Raw genomic sequence first — 1,159 nt, 5'->3', positions numbered from 1 at the left:
ACGACTTTTTTCCTGACGATGGGCGTTAATCAAATGCCAACAACTAAAATATTTACTCCTCTTTAACATAGTAAGAATGTTTTCTTTTCCCAACTTGAATAAAATTTTGTGAAAGAACTCTATGAATGGTTTTTTTGGAATGAATTACTTGGCACCATTCATAGATGACATTCGTGGTGACCTTTTTATCTGGGAATAAAAATGAAAATTCCTCTATGCCACGCAAAACTGCATTAGTGCTATTTTCTTTATATCCGCATTCATTACATATTAGTGTATTTCTTGATAAATTGTAGATATTAAATGACTGACATCCAAGACAGAATAGGCCTTTTTTTAACTGGTCATAGCTATATTCCGGTATTCGCATATACGGTGAAACTTGTACATGCATAGATACTAATTGCTTGGCTAATTTTATTTGCTTTTCATAATATCCTTCAGGTTGATTGTTTAAATGTTTGAGAAAACCTTTAAGCTGTGGCGGAAAAATTATTGGAAGATCAAGTGTAGCCTCGTATAAATAAAATTCGGGGTTAACGAAAATGAGGAATGATTCGATGGGGATGTTGATTCCAATCTCTTGAAGCAGACTCCGTAATAAAGTTTCACTCCTTTGTAGTTGATGAATTAGATTTCTTATTTCCTTTTTAGGTACCTTATACCACCTATCATCCTTAATATAGTAATCGCCTTCATAATTTTTTATGTCCAAAAGATAAATCTTTGCAGATGAGATCAGCAGGGTGTCAATTTGAAAGACAGTATTATTATATTTCAGCATTAAGTCATTAATAATCAGCCAATTATTAGATAGGCTTGCTGATAAAGAATCAAACATTTTCTCCCCTTGAAATCCCTTTTCAAGACTTAAATAATGGATTTTTTCACTATCTGTTAATCCCTCTCTCGCATTCAAGTATCTAGAAAACTTTAATTCAACTGGTTCCATTCGGCTTTTAATAATCTTAATTCACATCCTTACTTTTGTTTTGTGCAGCGGCATTAATAATGCTACCTAATCTCAATTTTAGGTAACATTAATAAATTGTCAAACATTAACATCACACCATTATAGGATTTATCATTAATAAAGCCATTAAAACCCACAAAAAAAAGAACATCTAAATGATGTTCTTTTTTTGCCTAGCGACGTCCT

The 1,159-nt window shown here is 32.0% G+C and carries 1 protein-coding gene; it reads right to left on the bottom strand.

Annotation, left to right across the window (positions count from 1 at the left end; all coding sequences use genetic code 11):
• Positions 1-52 precede the first annotated feature (52 nt).
• Positions 53-952: a nuclease-related domain-containing protein gene (locus tag V7122_RS03180; protein ID WP_335525795.1), complete on the bottom strand. Its 900-nt coding sequence runs from the start codon at positions 950-952 to the stop codon at positions 53-55.
• Positions 953-1,159 lie beyond the last annotated feature (207 nt).

The sequence above is a fragment of the Bacillus sp. JJ1532 genome, assembly GCF_036965085.1.
Classification (GTDB): Bacteria; Bacillota; Bacilli; order Bacillales; family Cytobacillaceae; genus Cytobacillus.
This window is presented reverse-complemented; position numbering and strand designations above follow the sequence as displayed.

Excerpts from the sequence above, each read along its gene's own strand:
- V7122_RS03180 (WP_335525795.1), bottom strand. The coding sequence starts at position 952 with ATGGAACCAGTTGAATTAAAGTTTTCTAGATACTTGAATGCGAGAGAG.